Origin of the sequence: Acinetobacter sp. NBRC 100985 (assembly GCF_000241225.1) — a bacterium.
Classification (GTDB): Bacteria; Pseudomonadota; Gammaproteobacteria; order Pseudomonadales; family Moraxellaceae; genus Acinetobacter; species Acinetobacter venetianus.
In genome coordinates this window covers 33,635-59,691 of sequence record NZ_BAEB01000005.1, presented here as the reverse complement: position 1 = coordinate 59,691, position 26,057 = coordinate 33,635, and the positions used below count along the sequence as shown (strand labels likewise).

Here is a 26,057-nt window from a genome sequence, read left to right as displayed (position 1 = left end):
AATACTGAGTTGTTTAGACTAATGTACGGCACTGAACTTTTGTTGTTGAAGTACGAAAAATTATGAGCACAATTCTTGATTTAAAAATACAGGTTCAACCACAACATATTGATGTATTGGGTCATGTCAACAATGTGATGTATATCCAATGGATGCAGGATGTTGCAGCAGCACATATAGAAACATTGGGTTTAGGCTTAACCCAATATTTAGAGTTAAAACATGCGATGGTGGCGGTTGAACATCATGTTCAATATCGTAAAGCTACGCTTGAGGGTGAAGAAATCATTTTACGAACTTGGTTGGATGACATTAATGCGCTCTATTCATTCCGTCAGTACGCATTTTATCGACCAAAAGATCAAAGTGTTTTATTCGTAGGAAATACTAAATGGGCATGTATTGAAATTGCAACTGGTCGACCAAAGCGTATGTCGCCGAGTTTTACGCAGGCTTATCAGCCCATTTCAAATGAATTAGATCCAATGGATTTTTCAATTTCCTATGCGGAAAAATGAGAGTGTTAAGTCACTATTGCTTTGAGTTTGGGTATAAAAGCGCAGAATTATTTTGAATACTTTAAAATGTCATTCTGCTATAATCCCCAACAATTTTGTTAAACCATTTTGGCTCATTGCTTTTTATAAGTATAGGGCGCTCTATTTTCTCAAGGTAACCCATGGCGCAAGCTAAAAAATCCGTAGATATCAAAAATATACGAAATTTCTCGATCATTGCTCATATTGACCATGGTAAGTCGACTTTGGCCGACCGTTTTATTCAAATGTGCGGTGGCCTTCAAGATCGTGAAATGCAAGCTCAGGTATTAGACTCTATGGAGCTTGAGCGTGAACGTGGGATTACGATTAAGGCGGCATCAGTTACGCTTTATTATACGCATCCAAATGGTCAGCAATATCAATTAAACTTTATTGATACGCCTGGACACGTTGATTTCTCTTACGAGGTTTCGCGTTCTTTAGCTGCGTGTGAAGGAGCTTTGCTTGTTGTTGATGCTGCACAAGGCGTTGAGGCTCAATCTGTGGCGAACTGTTATACCGCAATTGAACAGGGCTTAGAAGTACTACCAATTCTCAATAAAATTGATTTACCGCAGGCTGAACCTGAGCGTGTGATTCATGAAATTGAAGAGATTATCGGAATTGAAGCAACTGACGCTCCAACATGTTCAGCAAAAACAGGTTTGGGGGTTGAAGGTGTTTTAGAGCGTCTAGTCGATGTTATTCCTGCACCTGAGGGTGATCGTGATGCACCTTTACAAGCTTTGATTATCGACTCATGGTTTGATAACTATCTAGGCGTTGTCTCGCTTGTTCGTATTAAACAAGGTCGTATTCGTAAGGGTGATAAAATGCTTGTTAAGTCAACAGGGCAAGCGCATCCTGTGACTTCGGTTGGTGTGTTTAACCCTAAGCATACTGAAACGGATATCCTTGAAGCAGGTGAGGTTGGTTTCGTTATTGCTGGGATTAAAGATATTTTTGGTGCGCCTGTCGGCGATACGATTACATTGGTATCTACACCAGAAGTTCAAACTTTACCTGGTTTTAAAAAGGTAAAACCACAGGTATATGCAGGTCTATTTCCGATTGATTCAAGTGACTTTGAACCATTCCGTGAAGCCCTACAAAAACTACAGATTAACGATTCAGCTTTGTTTTTTGAACCTGAAAGTTCTGATGCTTTAGGCTTTGGTTTCCGTTGTGGTTTCTTAGGCATGCTGCATATGGAAATCGTACAAGAACGCTTAGAGCGAGAATACGATTTAGATTTGATTAGTTCTGCACCAACAGTGATTTATGAAGCTGTGACTAAAAAGGGTGAAACGATTTATATCGACAGTCCTTCAAAAATGCCTGATGCTTCAACGGTTGAAGATTTACGTGAACCAATTGCTGAGTGCCATATTCTCGTTCCACAAGAATATCTTGGTAATGTCATGACTTTATGTATTGAACGTCGTGGTGTTCAAAAAGATATGAAATTCTTAGGTAATCAGGTTTCAGTTACCTTTGAGATTCCGATGGCTGAAGTGGTGATGGATTTCTTTGATAAATTGAAATCTTGCTCGCGTGGTTTTGCTTCGTTGGATTACAACTTTGTACGTTTTGAGAGTTCATCTTTAGTTAAGGTGGATGTGTTAATTAATAGCGAGAAGGTGGATGCGTTGGCAATGATTTGCCATCGTCAGGATGCGCGTCATCGTGGGATCGCATTGGTTGAGAAAATGAAGGATCTCATCCCTCGTCAAATGTTTGATGTTGCAATTCAAGCCGCTATTGGTGCGCAAATTATTGCACGTTCTACTGTAAAGGCGATGCGTAAAAACGTATTGGCTAAATGTTATGGTGGTGACGTTTCGCGTAAGAAGAAACTTCTTTCTAAACAAAAAGAAGGTAAGAAACGCATGAAACAAGTGGGAAGTGTTGAAATTCCACAAGAAGCGTTCTTAGCTGTATTGAAAGTAGATCGATAAAAAATAAGGCTAGAGAATCTTATCATTCTCTAGCCGTGAGACGAGCAGCAGGGCTGCGAGTGAGGGTTTGTGGATTTTGATTTTAATTTGATTCTAGTGCCTGCTACGCTGATTTTTTTCTTGGTGTGGTTGCTTGATAAGTTTGTGTTTAAACAGCGAGCGAATAAAGGGCGTGATCAGGAAAATTTTGTTATTACTTGGGCATATGATTTTTGGCCAGTCTTAGCTGTCGTCTTAATTCTTCGATCTTTCTTGTATGAGCCTTTCAATATTCCTTCGGACTCTATGGTACCGACCTTGGAGACAGGGGATTTTATTTTAGTTAATAAGTTTGATTATGGTGTGCGTTTACCTATTGTCAATACTAAAGTGCTGAATGTTGGTGAGCCTAAACGTGGTGAAGTTATTGTATTCCGTTATCCGCCTCAACCAACAATTAGCTATATCAAGCGAGTAGTTGGTCTACCAGGTGATCATATTCAGTTTAAGGCAGGACAGTTGATTATTAATGGTAAACAAATTGCAAAAGTTGCGACTGAGTTTACGCGTGAGAAAGATCAGCTAGAAACACCTACGGTTTATTATTTTAAAGAAACTTTAGGGGAACACCAGCATTTGATTCGTTATTTAGATGGACGAAATCCTTTGGCTGAACAATTCCAGTTTGCACAATTAAAAGGTGCTGAATCTTTAGTTCCTTTTGTTGCGAAAGAAAATGATGTGTTTATTCAAAGTAATGGTCAAGATTGGGAAGTGACAGTTCCTCAAGGACAATACTTTGCAATGGGTGATAATCGAGATCAAAGTGCGGACAGTCGTTTTTGGGGTTTCGTACCAGAAGCGAATTTAACGGGTCGTGCTTTTTATGTATGGATGCATAAAGAACCTGGGTTTCATATTCCAAGTTTTAACCGAAATGGTAAGATTGACTAATAAAAATATAAAGGAAATATCAAATGCGTAAATCTCAACAAGGGGCTTCGTATATTGCAGTTTTATTTGGGGTGATTTTATTTGCGATTGCAGTTAAGGCTGCTGTAGCAATATGGCCAGTATATTGGGATGATAAAATCATTGATACGCAGATCAAAGGTTTACTCAAAGATAGTCCTGAGAATATTTCTCCAACAAAATTTTATAACCAAATGGATCAGCGTTTGGAAATGAATAATGTTCGTGAGATTCATTTTAAAGATATTGCTTTAGTAACCTATAAGAATGATTTGTTGGTAAAGAAGAAATATGAAGTGCGTAAGCCATTCATGTTTAATGTTAGTTTAGTTATGACTTTTGAGAAGACTTTTGACCAAAAATCTGCAAAGCAAGCTGAATGATTCAAGATTACAAGGGCGAATAGGGTACCAGTTTAAGCAGATTGATTTGCTAAAACTTGCCTTAACCCATCGTTCCGTGAGTCATAAGCACAATTATGAGCGCCTAGAATTTCTAGGCGATTCATTATTAGGAATGATTGTCGCCAATTATTTATATTGTACTTACCCGCAAGAAAATGAAGGGCGTTTAACGCGTATGCGTGCGACGTTAGTTCGTCAAGAAGCGCTAGGGAAAATTGCAAATGATTTACAGCTTAGTCAGTCATTAATTCTAAGTACTGGCGAGTTAAAATCAGGTGGTCACCATCGAGAATCCATTCTTGCTGATACGGTGGAAGCAATTATTGGCGCTATTTATTTAGACTGTAATGATCTGAACTTGCTACAAAGCATTGTGCTAAAATGGTATGAACCTTATTTAGATCATATCGAACCGACTGATCAACTTAAAGATCCCAAATCACGGTTGCAAGAGTATTTACAAGCACGTAAAAAACCTCTCCCAGTTTACGAGGTTGTAGATATTCAGGGTGATGCCCCAAATCAACATTTTAAAGTGGAATGTTTGATTGAGGGATTGCCAAAAATTCAAGGCGAGGGCTCAAGTCGTCGTTTTGCCGAACAAACGGCAGCGGCAGAAATTTTAAAATTATTGGAGCAATAACCTGATGTCTCATTCAAATGAAAATCCTTTACCTCAAAATCCATCTGAAGCTACTGAACAGCAAGATGGTAATGATTTAATTAATCAATTTTTTAGTTCGCAAGGAACGACTATTCCTTCTGATTTTAAAAGCGGTTTTGTTGCAATTGTTGGTCGACCTAATGTTGGAAAATCAACATTAATGAATCACCTGTTGGGCCAAAAGCTTTCTATTACATCCCGTAAGCCACAAACCACGCGTCATAAGATTGTGGGGATTGATTCGCGCGAAAAATCACAAGCAGTATTTGTAGATACGCCAGGTATGCATAAGAAAGAAGTACGTGCGATTAACAAGATGATGAATCGTGCAGCACATTCGGCGTTACGTGATGTGAATTTGGTTTTATTTGTTGTTGATGCACAAAAGTGGACTCAAAACGATGAGCTTGTTTTGGAAAAGCTGAAAAATGCAGATATGCCAGTGATTCTTGTAATTAATAAGTTAGATACTTTTGAAAACAAAAATGAAGCATTGCCGCTGATTCAAGAACGAGCGAAGTTAATGAATTTTGCTGAAATTGTTCCCGTATCCGCTTTACGCGGCGCGAATTTAGAACATTTGCGTGACACGATTGAAAAGTATTTACCTTATCAGCCACCTTTGTATTCATTGGATCAAATTACAGATCGTTCTGAGCGTTTTCTTGCGAGTGAAATTATTCGTGAGAAAATCATGCGTCAGCTGGGTGAAGAGTTACCATATGATTTAACGGTACAAATTGAATCATTTAAAACAGAAGAAGCAACTGTAAATGAAAAAACAGGACGCTTAAAACCACCATGTACTTATATCGATGCAACGATCTTTGTTGAGCGTCAAGGACAAAAAGCCATTGTGATTGGTGATAAAGGTGCAAAGCTGAAAAGTATTGGTATGGATGCACGTACAGACATGGAAAAAATGTTTGAACAAAAAATCATGCTTACGCTTTGGGTAAAAGTTAAAGGTGGCTGGTCTGACGACGAACGCGCTTTAAAAAGCTTAGGTTATAGCGATATCTAAGAGGTTCTGCGATGATTAAAGCTCTTGTAATTGTTTCTTGTGTCTTTTTGCTACAGGGCTGTATTACTAAAATAGTTACAGTCCCTGTTAAAGTTGCCTATAAAACCACAAAAGGCGTGGTAAAAGGAACTGCAGCTGTGGTTGGTGCAGTTATTCCTGATGGCGATGATGAAAAGGACGAGAAAGAAAAGGACTAGTATCGTTTTATGATGCGTAATGAAGTCCTACATGGCTATTTAATTCATCATCGTAAATATCGTGAAAAAAGCCATATTGTTCATTTATTTACTCAAGAATATGGTCGGGTGGATGGAATTTTAAGACAAATTCCTCCACCACAATATCAACCTATTCGTATTCAAGCGACGGGTAAATCTGAACTTAAAAATTTCACAAAATTAGAAATTCTCAATCAACCTGTATTTTTTCACGGTGATGCATTTTTTGCTGGTTTTTATTTGAATGAAATTCTATTGCGTCTTTGTACTTTGGAAGAGGCAATGCCACAAACATTTGAACAATATCAACTGATTTTATTGCAGTTACAGCAACTCGCTTTGCATGAGCAAGCCGCTTTATTTCTTCGGCAAATTCTTCGGCAGTTTGAACATGTTTTATTACAAGAACTAGGTTATGCAATCGATTTTTCTGTAGATGCAAATCAAACTGCAGTAGAAGCTTTGCAACATTATCAATTCCAACTCAATGATGGATTCTTACCTGTTAATCAAGCTTCACGTTCTACACTTTCTGGTGCTCAAATAACTTCAATGCAAAGCTATGAAGATGGTCGAGATTTCTCTTTAGAACAACTGCAATTGTTGGGTAAACTATATCGTCAGATGATTAGTGCTTTATTAGGCGATCGGCCATTAAAAAGCCGTCAGCTATGGATTCAAAGTACACAAACTTAATTTTCTTAAAGCATTTTTTAAATGTTTTGAGAGTAAATGTTAGGATATTTTTATGGCTGTAATTTTAGGTGTAAATATTGATCATGTTGCAACATTAAGACAAGCGCGTGGTACGACTTACCCTGATCCGGTTCAAGCTGCTTTGGTTTGTGAAGAGGCGGGTGCAGAGGGGATTACTTTACATTTACGCGAAGATCGCCGCCATATACAAGATGATGATGTACGTCGTATGCGCCCGTTATTAAAAACGCGTATGAATCTAGAGTTGGCTGTAACAGATGAAATGGTCGCATTTGCAAAAGAGATTCAGCCTCAACATGTGTGTTTTGTACCGGAACGTCGACAAGAGGTGACGACAGAAGGTGGCTTGGATGTTGTCGGTCACTTTGAAAAAGTCAAAGCAGCGACTCAAGCACTCAAAGCAATTGGTAGTGATGTGTCTTTATTTATCGATGCAGATTTGGCACAGATTGATGCCGCTGTGGCATGTGGTGCCCCAACCATTGAAATCCATACGGGTGCTTATGCAGATGCGGAAACTGATGCAGAACAGCAAATAGAATTAGTCCGTATTATTAAAGGTGCTGAATACGCAGCATCAAAAGGTTTGGTTGTGAATGCAGGGCATGGGTTAAATCTCGATAATGTTGCTGCAATTGCTGCAATTCCACAAATCCATGAATTAAATATTGGGCATTCGATTATTGCGGATAGTGTGTTTGTTGGACTCTCTCAAGCAGTCAAAGATATGAAAGCAGCGATTCAAGCTGCTGTGAGATAAGTGGATGAGTAGTTTGAATTATGATGAGCTAATGCAACCCGTTATTGCATTTTTGGGTTGTAAAACGCCACAAGCATGGTTAGATGAGGCGCTGAATAATCTCGACATCTTAATGCAAGATCATGCTAACTGTGAGAAAAAAGCAGCAAGTACGGCTATGAATTTGATGTTCCGCTATAGTTTTTTTACTGACCTACAAGTGAAATTGGCGCAATTGGTGCGTGAAGAAATGCTGCATTATGAGCAGGTTTTGGAATTCATGAACAAACGTGGCCAAGAGTGGAAGGGTTTGAGTGCAGGGCGCTATGCAGGTGGATTACGTAAAGAAATCCGTACTTATGAGCCTGAGGCTCTAATTGATGTGATGATTATTGGTGCATTTGTCGAAGCGCGCTCATGTGAACGTTTCCATGCGCTGGCACCGATTGTTGATGATGAGCTGGGGCGCTACTACCGCTACTTGCTTAAGTCTGAATCTCGCCATTTTGAGGACTATCTGGCTTTAGCGTTGGATGTTGCAAAAACAGCGAAACTGAAAGATCCAGAAGAGACTATTCAGCAACGCATTGAGCATATTCGTGAAGTGGAAAAGAACCTGATTATGAGTCCAGACGATACCTTTCGTTTCCATAGTGGTGTGCCCGCACAGGTCACTATCTCATCGTAATGAGATAGTGAATTGGGATATAAAAATAACAACTTTGAGAATTATAAATGAGATTTTTATCAAAAATAGTAGTTGTATTATTGTGCATTTGGGTAGAGGGTATTCATGCTAAGAGCATTGAATTTATTAATATTGATCTTCATGTCTTAAAATGGAAAAAAATACCGCAAATATTAGTTAATCCTTCTTTATTACAAGGTAAAAATAGGGATCTGAATATTTTGGTATATGTAAATGAGAAAGGGGAAGTAGTCGCATCAAAAATTAAGAAAAGTAGTGGTATTGTTGAGTTAGATGCTTTGGTGGTGGCTGAAATCAAGAAATCTAGTCTTTATCCGTATCAGTTTAATGGTAAATATTATCCTGTTAGAGTCGAGCAACCCTTCGAATTTTATATTAATGATAATCAGGTGGATGATCCAGCTTTAACAGAAAGTGATAGAAGTAAATCAATAGAAGAGAAAGTTCATAAAGAAATAATGAGTTTATGGGAAGTTCCTACTGGTAGTGCAAATTTAAGTAATATAGTGAAATTTAATATATCAAGAAATAACGCAATTGATTCTATACAGGTTCTTCAGAGTAGTGGGAATAGAATTTTTGATCTATCTACGAGACAAGCAGTTCGTCATTCAACAATTGTAAGTAGTTTAACGAATGCTGAGAAGAATGATTTCTTTGGTGGGTTAGAGTCAGGGTGGTAACAATAGTATTTCGATCAAACTAAATATTAATTTGTACGTATAAAAAAAGCCCCAATCAATGATCAGGGCTTTTTAGAATATTGGCTCTCCCACCTGGGCTCGAACCAGGGACCTGCGGATTAACAGTCCGTCGCTCTACCGACTGAGCTATGGGAGAATAGTAGATTGGCTCTCCAACCTGGGCTCGAACCAGGGACCTGCGGATTAACAGTCCGTCGCTCTACCGACTGAGCTATTGGAGAATCTGATGCGCATTTTAGGCATGAAAACCTATGTCGTCAACAAGAATAGTAAAGAAAATGAATTGTTTGCTTGATAAATATTCTTTTGAAGCTGTATGCATAAAAAAACTGCCCGAAGTGGGCAGTTTTTATTTAAGAAATAATAATTATTTCTCAACACCTGCTGGTTGACCTGCAAGTTTTGCATTTGCATAGTCCCAGTTCACTAAGCTTTCTAAGAAAGTAGCAATGTATTTTGGACGTAAGTTACGGAAGTCGATGTAGTAAGCATGTTCCCAAACGTCGATTGTTAATACTGCAACTTGACCATGAGCAAGTGGAGTATCTGCGTTTGCAGTTTTAGTAATTGATAATTTACCATTTACTTCGTCAGCAACTAACCAAGCCCAACCTGAACCAAATTGAGTTGTTGCAGCAGCAGTAAATTCTTCAGCAAATTTTTCGTAGCTACCAAAAGCTTCATCGATTTTAGCTGCAATCGCGCCAGTAGGCTTTCCACCACCATTTGGTTTCATGCTGTTCCAATAGAATGTGTGGTTCCATATTTGAGCAGCATTGTTAAAGATACCTGCTTTAGATGCATCACCAGCAGAAGCTTTGATGATTTCTTCTAAAGATTTACCTTCAAGGTCAGTACCTTTGATTAGGTTGTTTAAGTTAACAACGTAAGTATTGTGATGTTTGTCGTGATGGTATTCTAAAGTTTCGCGAGTAATGTGCGGAGCTAAATCATCATAGCCATATGGAAGTGCAGGTAAAGTAATGGTTGTCATGTTTCAATCCTTGCATTTGCTGGGTTTTACATTAAGTGGCTCTATTGTAAATGATTCTAAAGACAATAGGGCAGTCTTTTAAAGAACTATACACAATAAAGACTTAATTTAAATGTATAACCCAAATGGAAAAAAGATTTAACAAAATCGGATTCTTCAATTCTATTAAATCGGATTATTAAGTTCAAAATAGACGGCTTCAATCATGAATTGATTAGCAAGAGCATCGGCTAAACGCTGTACCCCATAACGTTCAGTCGCATGGTGACCACATGCAAAATAGTGTACGCCCAGTTCTTTTGCTTCATAAAAAGTACGTTCGCTCACTTCACCTGAAATATAGGCATCACAGTTTTCCGAAGCTGCTTTTGATATAAAATCTTGCGCCCCACCTGTACAAAAACCAACTTTTTGAATTGATGTTTTGTCACAAGGTAAATGGATGATGCTAAAATCAAAGATATTTTGTAACTTTGCTTTGAACTGTTCTGGGCTGAGCGGTTGATCTAGATAAGCAATATTACCGATTGGGTGCTTTTCTGATGGGTCTAACGCTTCTAGGTTTTGTAAGCCAATTAAATCAGCAATTGCTACATTATTGCCTAAACTTGGATGTGCATCTAAAGGAAGGTGGTAGGCAATCAAAGAAATGTTATTTTGAATGAGTTTCTTAATCCGGTTTCCACGCATACCTGTGATTGGGTAAGCTTCACCTTTCCAAAAATAACCATGATGAACGAGCAGCGCATCTGCTTTTTCGGCAATCGCCGCATCAATTGCATCTTCAGATGCGGTGACTGCACAAACAATCTTGTTTACTTCAGCTTTACCTTCGATTTGTAAGCCATTTGGTGCGTAATCTTTAAACTCGTTTGCTTTTAAAGTTTGATTACACCATTGCACAATGTCATGCAAATTTGCCATGCGATTCCTCAAATGTTCAACATTTTATGGGAGTAAATAAAACACATTTTTAAATGTAACTAAAGCTAGACAAAACTTTTTTAACTTTTGCATTGATTTTAAGCTATTTACTTTACAATGATGGAAATTTCCAGTTCTTCAATATATTACTGATTTATAACTTACATTTGCCAAGAGGATAATAGACGTGCGCCGTGCATTTACATGGTTACCTTGGGTATTACTCATTCTGGTTGTATTTAGTTTTCTAGCTTGGCAGAAATCACATCAACCAAAACCAACTGTGGCTTCTGATGGTGTAAAAATGCCTGCTGAAAAGGTAGAGCCATTGGTCGATACAACTCGAACTGGTGGGGTGGTCTCTTATAACGCTGCTGTTAAAGTCGCAGCTCCAGCTGTCGTGAATATATTTACCACTCAAAAAGTGAAACAGATGAATCATCCATTATTGAATGATCCTGTATTTCGCGAGTTCTTTGGCAATCAAATGCCTCAACAACAGCAAAATGAAAATAGTTTAGGTTCAGGTGTTATTGTTCGAGCTGATGGTTATATTTTAACTAATAATCATGTGATTGCTCAGGCTGAACACATTGTGGTGGCATTGCAAGATGGTCGTCGTGCTGAAGCTAAAGTGATTGGCACTGATCCCGATACAGACTTGGCTGTGATCAAAATTGAATTAGATAACCTACCTGTTCTGCCATTTAAGTTAAGTGGTAATGAAGTGGGGGATGTGGTTCTTGCAATTGGTAATCCATTTGGCGTAGGACAAACTGTAACTCAAGGGATTATTTCAGCAACTGGTCGTTCAGATTTAGGTATCAATACCTATGAAGACTTTATTCAAACCGATGCAGCCATTAATCCAGGAAACTCTGGTGGTGCATTGATTGATGTTGCGGGTAATTTAATTGGTGTAAATACTGCAATCTTTTCTCAGTCTGGTGGATCACTGGGAATTGGTTTTGCGATTCCTGCCAAAGTTTGTCAGCAAGTTTTAAACTCAATTTTGAAAGACGGACGTGTAGTACGTGGTTGGTTGGGTATTAGTCTAATTCCAAATACGTTGGATGAAGATGTAATGGCGACTAGACCAATTGGTGTTGTTGTTGCAGATGTGCTGAAAGGTGGTCCTGCAGACGAAGCAGGTGTTAAGCGTGGTGATAAAATTATTCAAGTGAATAGTGAGCAAATTACTTCGGCTTCACATTTGATTAATTATGTTGCATTACAGGCACCTGAAAGTGTGATTAACGTCGTAGTTGAGCGTGAGGGTAAACAAGAAAATGTTCAGGTGAAAGTGGGTGAGCGCAAAGTTCAACAAAATGCTCAATCACAATACATACCACTACCTAAACGCCAGTAATGTAATCAAAAATGATAAAGGCTATTAATTAATGGCCTTTTTTTAGTTAAAGAAAAAAGCTCACTGACGGTCAATCAGTGAGCTTTTCATCGTTTTTTTTAGCTGTTTTTTATTTTTTATTAAATCATCCAAATTTGATATTTTGATGACAGTTTTTTGATAATTAAATGACATTACTCCTTGAGTTAGTATTTATAATCGAGTTGTAGCCACAATTTTTGTGTGTCTACACCGAATTCTTCAGCTTGATAGTCTGAAAATTTCGCTAAAGCTGAAAGTCCTTTAATTGGTAAAGCTTGTGAGTAAGAAACAGAGTATTCTTGACCATAATCCATATTCTTTTCATCACTTCTGTATTGATGCAGCTCAGTGCCTAATTTTCCTCTACCAAAAACATTAAAGCTTGAAGAAATGTATAAATCAGTTAAGCCATTGGCTGGCGTTGCTAGGAATAAATCTGTCCATCCATTGAATTTATGCTTGGTCGCTAAAGGGGTTTGGAACGCTATTTTTCCATCGTCACTGCCAAGTACTTCATAACCAATCGCGATTTCACCGAGCGCAACTTCCTTGTTTTTAATGCTGTAACCAAGTTCTAATGCATAGTAATCCGCATCATAATCTTTGGGTTGGTCAGCATATTCACTTTGTTTTGCATATTCAGCTGCGTATTTAAAATTATCTTTTTTACCTGTTAAGCGTAGACCATAGGTTTGATTTGACCAGGCTGAAATATCTTCAAAATCCATTAAATAGCCATACACAGTCGCATTTAGCAGCGGGTTGTAATTCACTTTCGCCTGAATTAAATGAATTTTACTTTCCTGTTTACCATCTTGTGCTTGAATAAATTTAGGTTCAGGGTCTTCACTACCGAAAATAGTATTCACCTGATCAATATAAGCATAGTACAAACCAAATTCATTGCATGGCTTGATGTTGAGAGCAATTGCATCAAAAGTTTGATCGTTTTGGCGCCAAGCAACAGATCCAACAAAGCGTTGATTATCTAAATTAATGACTTGACGACCAACTGTTATGTCAAATTTAGGGTTGTACACATATTTCAAATAGGCTTGATTGAGCTGTAGGTTTTTAGCGTCAGGTACGGTGCTATAGTTTGTTTGATCGTTTCGAGTGCTATTAAATTCATCATTGATTTCTATAGTTCCTTCACCTTGTACAAAAACGCTTAGACCATGCCATGAACCTGTTTGAATTGCAGGGCGGAGTCTTAATGTCCATGCATCTGCATGATTGAGTTTGTTGTCTTGTTCTACCCATTCATAGCGAAGACGACTATCGAGTGAAAGCTTAGTTTGAGAGAAGAACTCATCAGCAGCGTTTGTTAGTGTTGAAAAACAAGCGAGCGTAATTAATGAATAGGAGAATTTATTCATCAGAATATCCTTTATAAAATTGTTTGAAATTTGGGGGAGGATGAGTGATTTACTCATCCTCTATGTGAGATGGTGTTAAGCTGCGCTATTACGCTCTAGTAATGCTTGTTCAAATAGCTCTTGTTCTTTTACTTTGTGCTCTGTTGTAAATCGGATAAGAACGACACTAAACGCTGCAATGGTTACGAGAATACCTAAGATAGATAAACATGTTTGCACATCAAGCAAGCCTTTTAGTAAGAAGCCTGCTGCAACTGCACCCACATTACCACCTGCACCAATGATGCCTGCTACACCACCTAAAGCATCACGATCAATGAATGGTACAAGAGCATAGGTTGCACCACATGCCATATGGGTAAATAAGCCGAAGATCGTCATGGCAATAATTGCGAACATTACAACGTTTACTTGAGAGAATACGAATAAGAAGATGCCTTCAAGTAGCACGAGGGCAAATAATACTTTGGTACGACCATCTAAGCCTTTTTTAAGTGCAACTTTATCTGAAACGATGCCACCCAAAGCTCGTGCAAATAATGCCAGTAGACCGAAGATACCAGCAGTCATACCAGCTTCTTTCAATCCCATGTTGAAGTGATCGACGTAGTACATTGCTGCAATGTTATGAATGAAGATTTCGATACCAAAACAAGCGGCATAAGAAGTGAATAGAATCCAAACGCGATAGTTACGAGCAGCTTGCATTAAAATTGCAGTACCACCTTTTTTAACATTACCGACTTCGACTCCTTGTGCACGTAATTCTTTAAAGTTACCTTGTGGGGAATCTTGAGTAAGCTTCCAATACATCACGCCTACAATAAGCATCATTACACCAGGGACTAGCAGGGCAACTCTCCAGCCCATTGCTTGTTCAACACCGAACATCAAGATCGCACCTAAAATTAAAGGCATAATTGCTTGTGTAGCCCCACCACCAGCATTTCCCCATCCCGCAGAAGCAGCATTTGCTGTACCAACTACATTTGGAGCGAACATCACACTTGTATGGTATTGGGTAATCACAAAACTTGCGCCAATCGCACCAATCAATAAGCGGAAAAATAAGAATGATTCATAGGTATTAGCCGCAGCTACACCAAAAACGGGAATACTGCCGAGTAGTAAAAGAGCGGTATAAGTTTTCCGTGGTCCATATTTATCGCATAGTGGACCGACAATAAGCCGAATTAAAATCGTAATTGCTACTGCGGCAATATTGATATTTGCAATTTGATCTTTTGTTAAGTTGAACTCGCCTTTGATTACTGGCATAAGTGGAGCACAGGCAAACCAAGCAAAGAAACATACAAAAAACGCGAGCCAAGTCATATGGAAAGCGCGCATAGCTGGTGTGGAAAAGCTAAATAATTTTATTTCTGTAGCTTTTTTTGCATCTAAATTCATATCTGAGGACATGGCCTTCTCCTGAACTGTACGTCATTATTTATTGCTATGCCATTACTCTGCATAAGCAAGTCGAACAGAACGGACATCGTTGGCCGTCAGAAAAATATTTTGTGAATCATCGTTGATTCATCATAATTGGTATTAAGCAAACGTCATGCCAAAAAGATGAATTAACCAAATGTAAAATTTAAGATACTAATTCACATTATTTATTTACATTAAAAAACTTAAAGATAAATATGAGTTGAAAAATTGAATTTAAAAATCAAGAAAACTAATGAAGATGATGTCAGACAATCCATAAAAAAGTGCTTAGAGTTGGTGCGCAAATTTTATGCATGATGACTTAAAACATTGCGTTTTAAACAAGAAAAGCAGCCGAAGCTGCTTTTTAGGATATTTTGTTTATTTAGAAACGATAGCCCACACCAACATATGTAATCAGTGGGTCGATATCAATTTTGGTATTTGCCTGAATTAGTTCTTTTCCTGTATTGCGATCAGTCACATATATTTTTGCTTCGTTATTCATTTTTGAATAAGACACTGAACCTACAGCAAACCAGTTTGGATTGAAATCGTAGGTTGCTCCAATGGTTACAATAGGTGCAAAGGTATCAGTTGCTTTTAACTTCACAACTGGGTCCGCTGAGGATGTTTTTCCATCCAATGCAGCACCTGCTTTTCCATCATGAATATTTTGAATCATATGACCGGCTTTGATTAAGTCAGCCTCTATTCCAGAATTCATTTCTAAATCATTGAAGTAAGCATACATAACACCAGCACCAACATATGGGCGGAACTTATTGACGCCTGACTTACCAAATTGATAATGCAGCTCTACAGCTGGTAGCCAAGCACGTGCTGATGCAGCTTTTCCTCCTTGAGTGAGGTCAGTAATATGAATGTCTTGTTTTAACCCTAAATCACCTAGAGAAGTGCTTGCAGTTCCACTTAAAGGGGCGTAAATATCACCTTTCCCTTTAATATCTACTTTTGGTGGGATACCAGCTTTAATTTCCAAGGAGAAGTTGTCTGTAAAGTGATAGTTAGCCATGATACCTACAGTATCGACATCATCTGCTTCTAACCCTGTTCCTTGAGCTTGCCAATTCGATAGTCCGTTAACTGTTGCCGTGCCTGTGAGCAGAGAAGGTAGGGTATCAGTTGGAAGGATTTTAATTGCCTCATACAATAATGGATTTGAATCACGTTCTGCTGCATCTAGTACAGCTTGTTTAGATACCTCACCAACTTTTGAAGTTGTACCTTCTGCAACGCTGGTATTAATATTTACAGGATTTGCACTTCCTTGTGGCATGGCATGCAACCAGCCAGCAGATATAGAGAAACGTTTAAATCCATCTCCATCTTTCAAACTAAAATAAGGTGAGTCAGCGAAAGCAGATGTAGGTAACGTACATAAACCAGTAATCAGACAAGCGAATGATTTCTTCATCATTTAGGGACTCCATGTCCAGAAGTTTGTTAGGATTTTTCTTGCGCCCACCATAGCGTTATTTTTAGACAAACATTGTTTAGTTAAATTTTATAATTGTTCTGCTTATGAAAATTTTTGTTTTATTTAGATAAATTGATGAAGAAAATATGAAGAAATAAAAAAAGCCACCAAAGTGACTTTTTTAGAATAATTTAAATAGAATAAATTACATAAAGCGAGATAAGTCTTCTTCAGGGCGAGCTGTCAAAACTTCGATGCCTGTTTGAGTTACTAAAATGGTATGTTCGTATTGGGCTGATAATTTATGATCTTTAGTTACTACTGTCCATTTGTCACCTAAAAGCTTAGTTTGCCAAACACCAGCATTGACCATTGGTTCGATTGTAAATGTCATGCCAGTCTCTAAGCGCATACCTGTGCCTTTTTGACCATAGTGAAGCACTTGAGGTTCATCATGGAAAACATTACCAATTCCGTGACCGCAATATTCACGAACAACACTAAATCTCTCAGATTCAACATATTGTTGAATAGCATGTCCAATGTCACCAAGATATGAACCATCTTTCACTGTTGCCATACCACGATACATCGCTTCTTGAGCTACAGAACATAAACGATTTGCAAGAATTGAAGTTTCACCACCCACGACATACATCATATTGGTATCGCCGTGATAACCATCCTTAATGACAGTGACATCTATATTAAGAATGTCACCATTTTTTAAAATTTTGTTTTCAGAAGGAATGCCGTGGCAAACCACATGGTTAACCGAAGTACAAATAGAGTGTTGGAAAGCAGGGCGGCCTGGAGCAGCACCATAACCCACACAGGCAGGAATTGCTTGTTGTACATTTTCAATATGGTTGCGACAGATTGTATCGAGTTCTAAAGTACTCACACCCGCTTTAATATGCGGTTTAATCATGTCTAAAACTTCAGCCGCCAATTTCCCTGCAACACGCATCTTCTGAATTTCTTCAGGTGTTTTGATTAATCGACGAGGAGCTGTATAAGTCGTATTCATGATCTCTAAAAACTTTTGGTAATTTGCAAGCGTCTATGGTATAAATAGCCGCCTATTTTATCAAATGCTTTTCGTGAATATATTTTACGAAAATATCTGATAATAATAGTCGTAAAAAATCCGCACATATATCGACACATTACTCTGGGTGCCTAGCAATAGGTGGAGAATGCGGATATATGGAGGCCTAACCCAAACTTTAAGGTAAAGAAAATGGCAGATTACAACGTAAGCATGCGCGACCTTCTTCAAGCAGGCGCTCACTTCGGTCACCAAACACGTTTCTGGAACCCAAAGATGCGTCAATACATCTTTGGTGCGCGTAACAAAATTCACATCATCAACCTTGAGCATACTGTTCCTGCGTTAAATGATGCTTTGAACTTTGTTAACAACCTTGCTAGCAAAAAGAATAAAGTATTATTTGTTGGTACAAAACGTGCTGCTTCTAACATCATCCGTGAACAAGCTCAACGCGCTGGTCAACCATATGTAGATCACCGTTGGTTAGGTGGTATGTTGACGAACTGGAAAACACTTCGCCAATCTATCAACCGTTTAAAAGATCTTCAAACTCAATCTCAAGACGGTACTTTTGCTAAGCTTACTAAACGTGAAGCTTTAGAGCGTACTCGTGAGATGGACAAACTTGAACGTGCTTTAGGCGGCGTTAAGAACATGGGTGGTTTACCTGACGCATTATTTGTAATCGACGTTGATCACGAAGCGATTGCAATCAAAGAAGCGAAAAACTTAGGTATTCCTGTAATCGGTATCGTTGATACAAACTCTAACCCTGACAACGTTGATTACGTTATTCCAGGTAACGACGATGCGATCCGTGCAGTAACTTTATATGCTTCTGCTATGGCTGATGCGATTCTTGCTGGTAAAGAATATGCTCAATCACAAGCAAATGCACAAGCGAAAGGCGACGACGCTGCTAAAGACGCTTCTGAGGCTTAATGCGTTTTGACGCAAGCTTGTCATTTTTGCGACATGTAATGGTGGCAAATTAAAGCGTCGAGATTGCAAACGGCCCAGAGATTCTTTGGGCCGTTTTTGTTGAACAGATTTATTTTCTACCGATTTTAGGAGATCAACATGACTGCAGTTACTGCGAGCATGGTAAAAGAATTACGTGACCGTACTGGTCTTGCAATGATGGAATGCAAAAAAGCATTAACAGAAGCAGGCGGTGACATCGAACTTGCAATTGATAACCTTCGTAAATCAGGTCAAGCAAAAGCTGCTAAAAAAGCAGGTAACATTGCTGCTGATGGCGCGATCACTATTATTCAAAACGGTAACAAAGCAATTCTTGTTGAAGTTAACTGTCAAACTGACTTCGTTGCTAAAGACGAAAACTTCAAAAGCTTCTCTGATAAAGTTGCTACTGCTGCACTTGCTGCAAATGAAACTGATGCTGCGAAAATTGCTGAACTTAAGCTTGAAGACGGCGCAACTGTAGAAGAAGCTCGTGTTGCATTGGTTCAAAAAATTGGTGAAAACATTCAAGTTCGTCGTGCTCAAATTGTTGAAGGCGAAAACTTGGCTGTTTACAAGCACGGTTTAAAAATCGGTGTTGTTGTTTCTTACACAGGTGATGCTGACACTGGTAAAGGTATTGCAATGCACGTTGCTGCATTCAACCCAGTTGCAGTAAATGCTGAAGCTGTTCCAGCTGACTTAATCGCTAAAGAGAAAGAAATTGCTGAAGCGAAAGCATTAGAATCTGGTAAGCCAGCGAACATCGTTGAGAAAATGGTTACTGGTTCAGTTGAAAAATACTTGAACGAAGTTGCTCTTGATCGTCAAATGTATGTTATCGATAACGACAAGAAAGTTGCTGATGTATTAAAAGCAACTGGTACTGTTGTAGCTCAATTCGTTCGCTTCGAAGTGGGTGAAGGTATTGAGAAAAAAGCTGAAATGAGCTTTGCTGATGAAGTTGCTGCTGCTCAAGCCGCTGCTGCTGCACAATAATTTTTACTGATTTAGTAAAAGTTAAAAAACCCAGTCTTTGACTGGGTTTTTTATTTTAATAAGATCAAAAAGAAAATTATTCGCCGTATTGTTCTTTGTATTTAGCTAAAGCTTCAATTCGATATTGAATAAGCATTTCACCTATTTCAGCACCTTGAATGTCAGATGGTAGATCTTGTGCACGAATATTTCTGACGATTTCCATTGCATCAAGAATGTATTTAGCCTGAGGATAGGGGCGAGTCTCTAATCCTAAGCGACCTCTTGCATCACATTCACATGCTTGCACAAAAGCTTCAACTTTCTCAGGTTTACGAAGAACATCCAAACGTTGTAGTAGCCGCCATAGTGTACCTGGTTTTAGGTTTTTAGCTTGGTGGCATTTTAGATGTTCTTTACACACAATTAGTGCAAGATTTTTTAACAGAGTTGGAACTTTCAAGCGATCACATACATCTGTAACTGGCTTCAAGCCGCGTTCTTCATGCATGATATGTCTTGGTAATTCTTCCACTGGAGTCAACGCTTTACCTAAGTCATGTACAAGTACAGCAAAGCGGACTTCTAATGCATAGTTTGCTTTACATGCTTCTTTCAATGCCATCAAAGTGTGTATACCACAATCAATCTCAGGGTGATATTCAGGGCGCTGTGGAACGCCAAACAGGGCATCAATTTCAGGAAATAATATTTTTAAGGCATCGCATTCTTTTAGCGTTTGAAAATAGACATCAGCTTGGTCTTCCATCAATGCACGAGATGTTTCTTTCCATACACGTTCAGGAGTAAGTGCGTCTAGCTCACCGGTCTTTGCAATATTCTTCATCAACTGGATAGTCTCATCAGCAATTTTGAAGCCATAAGCTGCATAGCGTGCTGCAAAACGTGCAACACGAAGCACGCGCAATGGATCTTCTATAAAGGCATCAGAGACATGGCGTAAGATTTTCCGTTCAAGGTCTTGTTGACCACCGTAAGGGTCATAGACAGTGCCATTTTCATCCATCGCCATTGCATTAATCGTGAGATCTCGACGAATCAGATCCTCTTCAAGTTTAACAGTGGTATCTGTAAAAAATTGAAAACCATGATAACCCACACCTGACTTACGCTCAGTGCGGGCAAGTGCGTATTCTTCTTTTGTTTTGGGATGTAAGAAAACGGGAAAATCTTTTCCAACAGGTTGGTAGCCTTCAGCTAATAATTGTTCTGGGGTAGCACCAACAACTACATAATCTTTTTCGTGATAGGGATGGCCGAGTAAATGATCTCGAACAGCACCGCCTACTAAATAAACTTGCATGAAAAAACCTCTATTCTTCACACAATCATGCTACAGAATAGAGGTTTTCTCAAGCATTAAGCGAGGCTTTTCTCGAAAAGCTTCGCTTAAGATAATTAGTTTTGACTTTGTTGGATTTCAGCAACAGTCAACGCAGTCATATTCACTAAACGACGTGTTGTTGTCGTTGGTGTAAGGATATGAACAGGTTTTGCTGCGCCTAAAAGGATTGGACCGATTGTTACGTTATTACCAGATGTTGCTTTCAACAAGTTGAATGAAATGTTTGCAGCATCTAAGTTAGGCATAATCAATAGGTTTGCAGAACCTTTGAAGCGTGAATTAGGGAAGGCAAAGTGACGAATGCTTTCATCTAATGCTGCATCACCATGCATTTCACCTTCAACTTCAAGTTCTGGAGCTTGTTCAGTAAGAAGACGGTGAACTTCACGCATTTTCTGAGCGCTTGGATCAAATTGATCACTACCAAAGCTAGAGTGAGAAAGTAGCGCAACGCGCGGTGTAATACCGAAACGGCGAACTTCTTCAGCAGCTAAGATAGTCATTTCAGCAAGCTGCTCAGCAGTTGGATTCGTATTTACATAGGTGTCTGCAATGAATAAATTACGATCTTCAAGCATCAATGCATTCAGAGTGAAGAAAGTGCTACGACCTGCTTTTAAACCAATTACATTACGTACGAAATCTAAATGAATGTCATAACTACTGTACGTACCACAAAGCATACCGTCAGCTTTACCGAATTTTACCAATAATGCAGCAATCAGTGTTGAACGACGACGAGCTTCACGTTGAGCGTATTCGACAGTTACACCTTTGCGTTGCATTGTTTGATAATAGTCTTTCCAGAACTCTTCGTATAACGGATTTTGTTCTTGATCAACGATTTCAATATTCACACCGTGTTGCAAACGTAAGCCTAATTTTTTGATATTGGCTTCAATTACCGTTGTGCGACCTACTAAGATTGGTTTAGCAAGACCTTCATCAACTGCAATTTGTACAGCACGTAATACACGCTCATCTTCACCTTCAGCATAAGCGATACGTTTAGGATCAGTTTTTGCTTGAGAGAAAATAGGCTTCATCAAGAATGCAGAGTTATAAACAAACTCTGAAAGTCTTTGACGATATGCTGCAAAATCTTCGATTGGACGTGATGCAACACCAGAATCCATGGCTGCTTTAGCAACTGCTGGTGCAATTTCTAAAATCAAGCGTTGATCAAGTGGACGTGGAATTAAGTAATCACGTCCAAATGAAGCAGATTTCTCACCATATGTTGCTGCATCAGCTTCAACGTGCGCCATACGTGCAATTGCGTGAACACAAGCAATTTTCATTTCTTCGTTAATCGTTGTTGCACCCACATCAAGTGCACCACGGAAGATGTATGGGAAGCAAAGTGCATTGTTTACTTGGTTCGGGTAATCTGAACGACCTGTTGCCATAATTACATCAGGACGAACTTCATGTGCATGCTCAGGAAGAATTTCTGGATCTGGGTTTGCAAGAGCAAAAATAATTGGATTTTCTGCCATTTCTTTAACCATTTCTTTGGTTAAGATACCTGCAGCAGATAAGCCTAAGAACATATCAGCACCAGCCATTACTTCGTGTAATTGCTTCGCTTGAATATCTTGAACATAACGTTTTTTAGAGTCGTCAAGTCCTTCGCGTGAAGTTGTAAGTAGACCACGAGAGTCCGCAACCACGATGTTCTTTTTATTAACGCCCAAAGCACAAAGTAAATCTAAACAAGAAAGGGCAGCAGCACCTGCACCAGAAGCAACGATTTTGATTTCGTCAATTTTCTTATTCACGATTTGCAAAGCATTTAATAACGCAGAACCTACAATGATACTTGTACCGTGTTGGTCATCATGGAACACAGGAATTTTCATGCGTTCACGTAATTTTTTCTCAATGTAGAAACATTCGGGTGCTTTGATGTCTTCAAGGTTGATACCACCAAAAGTTGGTTCTAACGAAGCAACGATATCAACAATTTTATCTGGATCATTTTCAGCAATTTCGATATCAAAAACATCTACGCCAGCAAATTTCTTGAAAAGTACACCTTTTCCTTCCATTACAGGTTTAGATGCTAGTGGACCAATATTTCCTAAACCAAGCACAGCAGTACCATTACTTACGACGGCGACCAGATTGCCACGTGCTGTATATTTCGCAGCAGTTGAAGGGTCACGTTCGATTTCCAAACATGGAGCAGCAACACCAGGGGAATATGCAAGCGCTAAATCTCGTTGGTTAACGAGCTGCTTGCTAGGTGTCACACTGATTTTTCCTGGAGTTGGAAATTCATGGTAATACAAAGCGGCTTGTTTTAAAGATTGATCGTCCATCTGAGTCTCGATTGTTCCGATAATAATCAGGCATATATATGTCTAATTATTATATTAAGATAAGTGCACAAGAATATAGCACTAGTTCATGCTTTCGCACAGTCAAAAAAGCTTATTTTCAGTGAACTAGATGCGTATTGACAATCTATAATCAGCTTAAAATAAACTGTCAAAATGCTCTAAATTTACTTTTAAATGGAATATCTTGCGGTTGACAGTTGCATATGTTTTTGAAGAAATTCTGTTGCATGTGCAGCAGTTAATGGCTTCGCAAATAAGTAACCCTGTAATATGTCACAATTTTGTCGTTTCAGATAATCTCTTTGTTGCTCAGTTTCAACACCTTCCGCTACGACTTTTAAGCCAATCGTTCTTCCCATTGCAATCATGGCATTAACTATCGCATCCTGTTTTGGATTGCCAATTTTTGAAATAAACGCGCGGTCAATTTTTAAAATGTCAATTGGATATTCGGTTAAGTAAGCGAGTGATGAATAACCTGTTCCAAAGTCATCCAGTGCAATGGAAATATGACGTTCTTTAATGGCACATAAAACTGTTTTAACACTTTCAGTATTTTCTAAAAACGCTGACTCAGTGATTTCTAGTTCTAAGTTTTGACCAGATATTGCATATTGTTCGAGTACGTCATCAATATCATGTAGTAATTGGCCACGTAAAATCTGTTGTGCAACGATATTTACTGCAACGTGAATATCAGCAAAACCTAAGTTTTTCCATATCTGAAGTTGCTTAGCCGCTTCATATAAGACAAATCGGCCAATATCAGAAATTAAACTGGTACTTTCCGCTAATGGGATGAAAATATCAGGCATGATCAAACCTTTAGTTGGATGGTTCCAACGAATTAAGGCTTCAAAACCACTGATATGAGAGGATTGTGCTGTAATTTTTGGCTGATAATAGACAACTAACTCATTATTCTGAATTGCTTTTCTAAGGTCTAACTCTAAATCTGTATGTTTAGCAACAAAATTGGTTCGTTCAGTTGAATAGTATCGAATTGTGTTGCCACCTAAACGCTTTGCCTCAGTGAGTGCTTGTTCTGCATGAGTATTTAAATTATCAACTTGTCTACCATGTTCTGGGTAGATTGCAACACCAATAGAGATACTGACAACGTACTCTTGATCAGCAATATAAAACGGTTTGCTGAATGCTTCGACAATATTGTTGCAGAGTTGGTGAATTGGCGGATGAATCGGCGACATTTCATAAATGATAGCAAAGTCATCTGCACTTAAGTGTGCAACCAGCAATGCATCAATATTACTGATACGCAAACGCTGTGCCACTTGTTTTAATAGCTCATTACCTGCCTGATTGCTGAGCAATTCATTCAGTGCTCTGAAGCGGTCAATATTGAGACGAATGACGGCAAGATGTTGGATTGAAGCTTCATTTACCAAGTACTGATGCAGTTGTTGGTGATAATAAAAACGATTTGGTAGATCGGTGAGAGTATCGTAATTGGTTAAATAAGATAGGCGTTGTTCCTGATGCTTACGTTCAGTTTGATCTGAAACAATACCGATATAATTAATAACACGATCTGCCTCATCTTTAACTGCGTTGATATGCATCCACAAGAAACATGATTTTTCTGAAACATAGGTTTCTTGATATTCACCTTCATACTCATGCTCTTCAAATAATGTATCAAGGATCGAAAGATGAAAATTAAGGTGGTGCTGCTTACTTTGCTTAGTAATTTCAAAAATATGTTTATTTAAAATAAATTGTTTATCTAAACCAGTCAGTTGTTCGTATTTGGGGTTGATTTCTAAATAGTGGAAATTGTCATCTAAAATGAAAATACCTTCAGAGGCTTGTTCAAATACACTTGCTGCAAGTTTAAGTCTTTCTTGATCTTTTTTCTCTTGATTAATATCACGATGAATACCAACCATACGAAGTGGAGTCCCATCTTTAGGATTTCTTTGGATGACTTGTCCTACATCATGAATCCAAGACCATTCACCATTTGGACGCTTGATACGAAAGGTTTCCTCATAACGATCATTTAAACCGCATAAGTGATTGTAGAGCGTATTTTTAACACGATCTGCATCATCAGGATGAACAATTTTTTCGAGTAGTGAATAATGATTTTCTGAATTTCGAGTTACTTCTTTGAGATGTGAGTTGGTAATGCCGACAGTGTGATTCTCTAAATTCCAATCCCATGGGCGGATGCCTGCTGTTTCATGGGCAAAAGCTAAGTTTTGTCGATGTTCTTGCAGGCTCTCGTTCATTTCAGTGAGATCAAATGTCCGCTCACGTACCTTTTGTTCTAATAGATGATTATTAAATTGTAATTGCGCTTCGATGTCTTTGGATTTGTTAACTTCACGTTGCAACTGCTGACATAACTCTTCTGTCCATTGATTGTGCTGTTCTGCTACATCAATCAGTTGTTTATTTTTCTCTAGAACTTGGAATAGACGTTTATGGATTTTGAATGTCGCCTGAGCGCATAGCAAAGTTGCGAAAAATGAGAGGTAGTAAGCTATATAGAAAAGAGTGTGTTCTTGATCTTTATGTAACAGTTGTGAAATAACTAAGGGGCTGATACTTGGAATAAAAAATAAGAAGAAATAGCGGATATGCTGCGTTAAAAAAGTAAGTGCAATGATATGAGACGATGTCAGTAGAAAGGCGGTTAACGTTAAAAGATGAGGGCTTGAAATGTTTGGAACATCTTTGGCTAAAAAGTAATTAATGATGATTGCGCCCAAGCCTAGAAGTAAGCCCGTTACGAAACAAATGACCTGAAAAATTAAATTGGTTTTTTTTGCATAGCGGACAGAAGAATATTGTTTTAAAGAAACATGGCAGACAGTGTAAAAAACAAGTAGAAGAACAAGCGTTAGAACTGTCCAAATTGAAAAAACGTTTAGATCAAATGAGTAGAAAAAGCCAAATAAAACATAATCTAATAGAGTGAGGCAAAACACGCTTATGACAAATAAACGTACATGATTAGGATAGTTAATTTGATCCGTATAGATAAATTGTGGCAAATTTTTTTCCTGAGCCCCTAACATATAAAGAATAGTCCTTTTAATTTTTTATCTATGTTCACAGTCTATGTTTTTTTGTAAACACAATAGCGTTTTATTTTAAATTACAGCTAAACCAAATCGAAAGCAATGCCAA

General features: G+C 38.4%; 23 protein-coding genes and 2 tRNA genes. 14 read left to right on the top strand and 11 right to left on the bottom strand.

The annotated features are described in order from the left end of the window. Positions 1-62: 62 nt before the first annotated feature. The 11 genes from ACT4_RS01790 to ACT4_RS01740 all read left to right on the top strand — a co-directional run bounded on the left by ACT4_RS01790 (position 63) and on the right by ACT4_RS01740 (position 8,606). On the top strand, positions 63-518 hold the full coding sequence (locus tag ACT4_RS01790) for a thioesterase family protein (RefSeq protein ID WP_007479314.1): 456 nt from the start codon (positions 63-65) through the stop codon (positions 516-518). Between the two features lie 161 nt (positions 519-679). Then, positions 680-2,497, top strand: coding sequence for a translation elongation factor 4 (gene lepA, locus ACT4_RS01785; protein WP_004878526.1), 1,818 nt, complete (start codon positions 680-682; stop codon positions 2,495-2,497). Between the two features lie 69 nt (positions 2,498-2,566). Further along, positions 2,567-3,430 carry a signal peptidase I gene (lepB, locus tag ACT4_RS01780; protein WP_007479311.1) on the top strand — a complete coding sequence of 288 codons (864 nt, stop codon included), beginning with the start codon at positions 2,567-2,569 and terminating at the stop codon, positions 3,428-3,430. 23 nt (positions 3,431-3,453) lie between these two features. Beyond that, a complete protein-coding gene (locus ACT4_RS01775; protein WP_004878528.1) occupies positions 3,454-3,831 on the top strand; it encodes a DUF4845 domain-containing protein in 378 nt (125 codons plus the stop codon). After that, complete coding sequence (gene rnc, locus ACT4_RS01770) at positions 3,800-4,495, top strand: ribonuclease III (protein WP_004878529.1); 696 nt, start codon at positions 3,800-3,802, stop codon at positions 4,493-4,495. Before ACT4_RS01775 ends, rnc begins: the two co-directional genes overlap by 32 nt. A gap of 4 nt (positions 4,496-4,499) precedes the next feature. Beyond that, on the top strand, positions 4,500-5,540 hold the full coding sequence (era, locus tag ACT4_RS01765) for a GTPase Era (RefSeq protein ID WP_004878530.1): 1,041 nt from the start codon (positions 4,500-4,502) through the stop codon (positions 5,538-5,540). A gap of 11 nt (positions 5,541-5,551) precedes the next feature. Continuing rightward, positions 5,552-5,737 (top strand): NF038104 family lipoprotein, encoded by a 186-nt coding sequence (locus ACT4_RS01760; protein WP_004878531.1) that lies wholly within the window; start codon positions 5,552-5,554, stop codon positions 5,735-5,737. Between the two features lie 9 nt (positions 5,738-5,746). Then, positions 5,747-6,454 (top strand): DNA repair protein RecO, encoded by a 708-nt coding sequence (locus tag ACT4_RS01755; protein ID WP_007479307.1) that lies wholly within the window; start codon positions 5,747-5,749, stop codon positions 6,452-6,454. Positions 6,455-6,506: 52 nt separating this feature from the next. Then, positions 6,507-7,235, top strand: coding sequence for a pyridoxine 5'-phosphate synthase (gene pdxJ, locus ACT4_RS01750; protein ID WP_007479305.1), 729 nt, complete (start codon positions 6,507-6,509; stop codon positions 7,233-7,235). A 4-nt stretch (positions 7,236-7,239) separates the two neighbouring features. Continuing rightward, complete coding sequence (locus ACT4_RS01745) at positions 7,240-7,902, top strand: tRNA-(ms[2]io[6]A)-hydroxylase (protein ID WP_007479303.1); 663 nt, start codon at positions 7,240-7,242, stop codon at positions 7,900-7,902. 47 nt (positions 7,903-7,949) lie between these two features. Continuing rightward, entirely contained in the window at positions 7,950-8,606 is a 657-nt protein-coding gene (locus ACT4_RS01740) for a TonB C-terminal domain-containing protein (protein ID WP_007479301.1), read from the top strand. A gap of 81 nt (positions 8,607-8,687) precedes the next feature. Here the strand turns inward: ACT4_RS01740 and ACT4_RS01735 are convergent. From ACT4_RS01735 to ACT4_RS01720, 4 genes are all read right to left on the bottom strand, one after another. Beyond that, positions 8,688-8,763: transfer RNA gene (locus tag ACT4_RS01735), tRNA-Asn, on the bottom strand. A 9-nt stretch (positions 8,764-8,772) separates the two neighbouring features. After that, positions 8,773-8,848: transfer RNA gene (locus ACT4_RS01730), tRNA-Asn, on the bottom strand. A 146-nt stretch (positions 8,849-8,994) separates the two neighbouring features. Continuing rightward, positions 8,995-9,621 (bottom strand): superoxide dismutase, encoded by a 627-nt coding sequence (locus ACT4_RS01725; RefSeq protein ID WP_007479299.1) that lies wholly within the window; start codon positions 9,619-9,621, stop codon positions 8,995-8,997. A 165-nt stretch (positions 9,622-9,786) separates the two neighbouring features. Beyond that, positions 9,787-10,545: a Nif3-like dinuclear metal center hexameric protein gene (locus ACT4_RS01720; RefSeq protein WP_007479297.1), complete on the bottom strand. Its 759-nt coding sequence runs from the start codon at positions 10,543-10,545 to the stop codon at positions 9,787-9,789. Positions 10,546-10,732: 187 nt separating this feature from the next. Here ACT4_RS01720 and ACT4_RS01715 point away from each other — a divergent pair, with 187 nt between their 5' ends. After that, a complete protein-coding gene (locus tag ACT4_RS01715; protein WP_004878538.1) occupies positions 10,733-11,914 on the top strand; it encodes a trypsin-like peptidase domain-containing protein in 1,182 nt (393 codons plus the stop codon). A gap of 185 nt (positions 11,915-12,099) precedes the next feature. Here the strand turns inward: ACT4_RS01715 and ACT4_RS01710 are convergent, their stop codons facing one another. The 4 genes from ACT4_RS01710 to map form a co-directional block, all read right to left on the bottom strand. Beyond that, positions 12,100-13,314 carry an alginate export family protein gene (locus tag ACT4_RS01710; protein WP_007479295.1) on the bottom strand — a complete coding sequence of 405 codons (1,215 nt, stop codon included), beginning with the start codon at positions 13,312-13,314 and terminating at the stop codon, positions 12,100-12,102. 75 nt (positions 13,315-13,389) lie between these two features. Beyond that, positions 13,390-14,736, bottom strand: a complete 1,347-nt coding sequence (locus tag ACT4_RS01705) for an MFS transporter (RefSeq protein ID WP_007479294.1) — start codon at positions 14,734-14,736, stop codon at positions 13,390-13,392. A gap of 400 nt (positions 14,737-15,136) precedes the next feature. Further along, positions 15,137-16,192 (bottom strand): OmpW family protein, encoded by a 1,056-nt coding sequence (locus ACT4_RS01700; protein WP_007479293.1) that lies wholly within the window; start codon positions 16,190-16,192, stop codon positions 15,137-15,139. 205 nt (positions 16,193-16,397) lie between these two features. Further along, complete coding sequence (map, locus tag ACT4_RS01695; RefSeq protein WP_007479292.1) at positions 16,398-17,222, bottom strand: type I methionyl aminopeptidase; 825 nt, start codon at positions 17,220-17,222, stop codon at positions 16,398-16,400. A gap of 213 nt (positions 17,223-17,435) precedes the next feature. Between map and rpsB the strand changes: the two genes are divergently transcribed. Together rpsB and tsf are read left to right on the top strand one after the other, a co-directional pair. Next, the gene (rpsB, locus tag ACT4_RS01690) at positions 17,436-18,188 is read left to right on the top strand and encodes a 30S ribosomal protein S2 (RefSeq protein ID WP_004878543.1); all 753 of its coding nucleotides are present in this window, start codon (positions 17,436-17,438) and stop codon (positions 18,186-18,188) included. Positions 18,189-18,326: 138 nt separating this feature from the next. Further along, complete coding sequence (gene tsf, locus ACT4_RS01685) at positions 18,327-19,208, top strand: translation elongation factor Ts (protein WP_004878544.1); 882 nt, start codon at positions 18,327-18,329, stop codon at positions 19,206-19,208. Positions 19,209-19,284: 76 nt separating this feature from the next. Here the strand turns inward: tsf and ACT4_RS01680 are convergent, their stop codons facing one another. The 3 genes from ACT4_RS01680 to ACT4_RS01670 all read right to left on the bottom strand — a co-directional run bounded on the left by ACT4_RS01680 (position 19,285) and on the right by ACT4_RS01670 (position 25,945). Then, positions 19,285-20,511, bottom strand: coding sequence for a multifunctional CCA addition/repair protein (locus ACT4_RS01680; RefSeq protein ID WP_007479289.1), 1,227 nt, complete (start codon positions 20,509-20,511; stop codon positions 19,285-19,287). Between the two features lie 95 nt (positions 20,512-20,606). Further along, a complete protein-coding gene (locus ACT4_RS01675) occupies positions 20,607-22,877 on the bottom strand; it encodes an NADP-dependent malic enzyme (protein WP_007479288.1) in 2,271 nt (756 codons plus the stop codon). Positions 22,878-23,068: 191 nt separating this feature from the next. Then, entirely contained in the window at positions 23,069-25,945 is a 2,877-nt protein-coding gene (locus tag ACT4_RS01670) for an EAL domain-containing protein (RefSeq protein WP_007479287.1), read from the bottom strand. Between the last annotated feature and the right edge of the window lie 112 nt (positions 25,946-26,057).